Below are 4243 nucleotides of genomic sequence, written 5' to 3'. Positions count from 1 at the left end.
ATGATAAAACCAACTCTTACAGATGAAAAGACAAGGCTTTCCTACGACTGATTTCTTAATAGCAATTAACTATCTGAATCTCCTTACATAGTAAGTATGTCCCTGGTAATTAACCTTCTTTATCAAGCCCTTTTCAACAAGGGCTTCGATTACTTTTGGGTCTCCTTTGTCCGATTCTAATAACTTTTGCACTGCTTCTTCTCTCATAGGATGGACTGCAGTAATACTCAGTATGTCCCTCTCAAAATCCCCAGAATGAGAGAACGCATCTCCTTCATACCCAATGAGATACTCAACCCTTCCCCGAAGCACACTTTCAAAAGCCTGAAATGCCTCGTTAAGAACTTCTTCCGCAGGAGGCGATGCCCAATCCTCTGCAGGTGGGCGTGTTGGAATTGAGATGTAAGCAGTTTTCAAATTTGGAAGTGTCGATAAATATCTTGCAATACGTTCAAATTCATCTCCATAATTGACTCTATCGACAATCATCGTTTCGGAAATAAGCGTCCCTTTGAAATCGGTGCTAAAGGCTTTGATACCATCAAGGATCTTTTCTAAGTCAAGGCTTCCATAAGCCCTGTCAATCTTTCGCCACAAGTCAACTGATACCGCATCAACCTTAACTGAAACAAGGTCAAAGTTCATTAAATCCATTCGAACACTTTCAAGATACATTAAACTCGAGTTAGTTATTATTGCAACAGGCTTTCCTAATTTCTTTATGAGTTTTGCCTCAATGCCTAAATTTACATCCAGGGTGGGCTCACCATCAGGAACAAATGTTATATAATCAATTTTACCGCCAATTCTTTCTACGCTTTCTACCTTTCTTTTAACACTTTCAAAAATTTCCTCGGGCTTGTAAAATGCGGACCTCTCAATAGTCATTTTCAAACTTCTGCCAAGTTGACAATACACGCAAGAGTATGTGCAAATCTTTGGTGGTATGTTATTTACTCCCAAACTCTTGCCCAAACGCCTTGACGGCACCGGACCAAACACTAAATTAACTTCGTTAAAGATTCCCATATATTTTTTATCTCTTTTGAAACCGAACTTTCGGGACTATATTCTACAACAGGAAGCCCTTCGACCATCGCTTCTGTTACAACAGGGTCAAAAGAAATCCTTCCCAAAACAGGAATATCATTTTTCTTGCAATATTCTTCTATCCTTTCGGTATTTTCAATATTTATATCATACTTATTAACTACAACAAACGGCTTTACGGAAAAATGCTTTATAAGTTCAAGAAGCCTTTCAAGGTCGTGAATCCCCGATTCCGTAGGCTCGGTAACAACGAGTGCATAGTCGGTATTTGTAACTGATGAAATAACGGGGCACCCAATTCCAGGAGAGCCATCGATAAGAATGAGAGGCTTTTTATAGTCCTGTGCGACCATACTTGCAAAAAGACGCGTCATAGTAACAAGTTTCCCTGAATTTTCCTCTCCCGGAAAAAGAAGTGCATGCACCATCGGTCCATATTTTGTTTGCGATATATAGATTTCGCCTGCTTTCCTTTTTGTGTAAGAAATTGCAGAAACCGGACACACAAGACCACAAACGCCACACCCTTCGCATAAAAACTGATCTATGTTAAAGTCATCATCAATTGCATCAAACCTGCAATTCTCAATGCAAAGACCACACCTTACGCATTTTTCTTTATCGATGTTTGCAAGTTTTGATCCATAAAAATCTTTTGTATTCAAAACTTCTGGCTTTAAAAGTAAATGCAAATCCGGAGCATCAACATCACAATCCACAACAACCGAATTATTCGAAAGCACCGCAAGCGACGCCGTTAATGTTGTTTTGCCTGTCCCACCTTTTCCACTTAAAACAACAATCTGTTTCATTTTTCCACAATCCTTTCGATATCCTCATAAAGTTTTCTAAACTTATCCTTCCACATCTCAAAAACTTTTATAAAGGGAACTGCCTTAGAATAAAGTTCGGCAATTTTTCTGTCAAAGGGAATCTCAAGCAGTATCGGAATATTCTTTTCCTTGCAAAAATCGTAAACTCTTCTATCTCCGAGATTTGCTCTATTCACAACGACGCCAAAAGGTATTTTAAGTTGCTCTAATACATCCACTGCAATCTTAAGGTCATGAAGACCAAAAGGAGTAGGCTCTGTAACAAGAATCGTAAAATCACTTCCCGAAACAGATGCAATGACCGGGTCTGATGCACCCGGCGGTGAATCGATAATCACCAACTTATCTTTGTTGGTCTTCCTTTTTACCTCCCTTATAATAGGGACTGCAAGAGGCTTTGAAACCTCGAGTTCACCATATACAAAATCAATGTTTCCTATCTTACCCGTTTTCAAACTTCCAATTCTAAAGGGTCTTTCTTTCATTGCATGCACAGGACACACAAGGACACAACCGCCACAACTATGGCACAACTCAGGAAAAATTTGCACCTTTTTCGGAGACACAAGGATAGCACTAAATTCGCAAAATTCTGCGCATTTTTTGCAGTGCGTACATAATTCCTCATTAACCTCGGGAACGGGCATCTCTACTTCCATAACATTATCTATCTGGGGCTTTATAAACAGGAAGGCATTAGGCTCTTCGACATCACAATCAAGAAACTGGATTTCCTTATCTTCCAAAGATAAAGCAAGGTTTGTTGATACAAGAGTTTTGCCCGTGCCACCTTTACCGCTTGCAACAGAAATTATCATAGTTCCTCAATGCTCCTCAAAGCGATTGCATTCCTTGGGCATACATTCACACAGTCGCCACAACCGATACACTTATTGATATCAACCTCTGCAACCCGATTAACTATGCTTATAGCGCCGGTTCTACAAACATTTGCGCACACACCACAGCCAACGCATAGATCTTTTTCAACATACGCCTTTTTTGAGGTTGCTTGAGACTCAGTTACACCCATATTGGAATGAACACCATAATTTGCTATGCCCACGCCTCGACCTAATCCCATTCCTCTTCCGTATCCCATGCCTCGACCACGCCCCATACCTCTTCCTAATCCACGACCTCTACCATGTCCTCCACCACCAATTACATAGCGCATACTATAACTCACCTCTCTTTAACTTCTCAACTACATCTTTTACCGTTCCCGATACACCTGTTATAATCTTTACATTGCCTGATTTGAGTGCTTGTTCCGCATTTGGACCGACATTTCCGCTTACAAGGACCTCAACACCTTCATCTATCAAAAGTTGGGCTGCATTTACTCCTGCACCACCTTGCCTTCCTGCACCACTATTTTCAACCACCTTAAACTGCATAGTATCTGTGTCAACAATAATAAAATACGCACATCTACCAAATCTTGGGTCAATCAAAGCATCTAATGTATTACCACTCGAAGTTATAGCAACTTTCATCATACACCTCCATAAAAATTTGCGTCCGGGAAGTAACAGAACCTCCCGGACAGATTTCAAAGATTACTTTTCAGTCTGTTTTTCTAATTCTGCAAGGCGTGCTTTTATTGCATTGAGTTCTTCTTCAAGCGCCTTTGCCTGCGCTGAAAGAACTGCCTTCTCATCAACTTGTGTGTAACCGTATCTATAGGGGTACCCGGAAACTGGAGCATACCTAAAGCCCCATCCATAGCCACGCCCATAACCAAAACCACGGCCGAACCCAAATCCTCTACCGTATCCAAAGCCTCTTCCTATCGGATTGAGATAACCTGGAACACCGTAACCTGCACAATAACCTAAACCTCTGCCGGTTCTTGGTCCTAAACCAAGAGGACCAGTCCTATCGCCTAATGGCATACTCATTCACCTCCTTTCTTTATGTTTACTTGTCTTACCATATGCGAGCCACACTTTGGGCAAACCTCAAACCTGCAAGGCTTACCTCTTTCGTGTGGCTTTATGTATCCACAGTTTGGACATACGCAATAATCGAATGCACTAACTAAATTCTCATCAAATTCAACAGGACCGCCTGTAATCCTTATCGCCTTCCCATTCACAATTGCATCGGCCACTTTCCTGTGTGCTTCTTCTATAATCCTTCCAAATGTTTGCCTTGAAACATTCATACGCTTTGCAGCCTCTTCCTGATACAAGCCTTCAAGGTCTGCAAGCCTTAATGCCTCTAACTCATCGAGGGTAAGCACAACTTCCTCAATATTGCTAACATCAACTCCATCTGGTCTAAAGTAATCAAGGCGTGGAAGCCATCCAATTCTTCTTCTAAATCTTGGTCGAGTCATATTTTCACCTTCAATA

General features: G+C 41.1%; 7 protein-coding genes. All 7 read right to left on the bottom strand.

Annotated features, from left to right (window positions below; genetic code table 11):
- Window positions 1–69 precede the first annotated feature (69 nt).
- The 7 genes from JHC30_03795 to JHC30_03765 all read right to left on the bottom strand — a co-directional run bounded on the left by JHC30_03795 (window position 70) and on the right by JHC30_03765 (window position 4227).
- Window positions 70–1029, bottom strand: a complete 960-nt coding sequence (locus JHC30_03795; GenBank protein MCI4463276.1) for a radical SAM protein — start codon at window positions 1027–1029, stop codon at window positions 70–72.
- Entirely contained in the window at window positions 1002–1862 is an 861-nt protein-coding gene (locus JHC30_03790) for a P-loop NTPase (GenBank protein ID MCI4463275.1), read from the bottom strand. Before JHC30_03790 ends, JHC30_03795 begins: the two co-directional genes overlap by 28 nt.
- Window positions 1859–2701, bottom strand: coding sequence for an ATP-binding protein (locus tag JHC30_03785; GenBank protein MCI4463274.1), 843 nt, complete (start codon window positions 2699–2701; stop codon window positions 1859–1861). The genes JHC30_03790 and JHC30_03785 overlap by 4 nt, the downstream gene beginning before the upstream one ends.
- Window positions 2698–2916: a 4Fe-4S dicluster domain-containing protein gene (locus JHC30_03780; GenBank protein MCI4463273.1), complete on the bottom strand. Its 219-nt coding sequence runs from the start codon at window positions 2914–2916 to the stop codon at window positions 2698–2700. Before JHC30_03780 ends, JHC30_03785 begins: the two co-directional genes overlap by 4 nt.
- 145 nt (window positions 2917–3061) lie before the next feature.
- On the bottom strand, window positions 3062–3382 hold the full coding sequence (locus tag JHC30_03775) for a NifB/NifX family molybdenum-iron cluster-binding protein (GenBank protein MCI4463272.1): 321 nt from the start codon (window positions 3380–3382) through the stop codon (window positions 3062–3064).
- Window positions 3383–3445: 63 nt separating this feature from the next.
- Window positions 3446–3781 carry a DUF5320 domain-containing protein gene (locus JHC30_03770; protein MCI4463271.1) on the bottom strand — a complete coding sequence of 112 codons (336 nt, stop codon included), beginning with the start codon at window positions 3779–3781 and terminating at the stop codon, window positions 3446–3448.
- A gap of 2 nt (window positions 3782–3783) precedes the next feature.
- Window positions 3784–4227: a DUF134 domain-containing protein gene (locus tag JHC30_03765; GenBank protein MCI4463270.1), complete on the bottom strand. Its 444-nt coding sequence runs from the start codon at window positions 4225–4227 to the stop codon at window positions 3784–3786.
- Window positions 4228–4243: the final 16 nt, after the last annotated feature.

Source organism: Caldisericum sp., from assembly GCA_022759145.1.
Lineage (GTDB): Bacteria > Caldisericota > Caldisericia > Caldisericales > Caldisericaceae > Caldisericum.
This window is presented reverse-complemented; position numbering and strand designations above follow the sequence as displayed.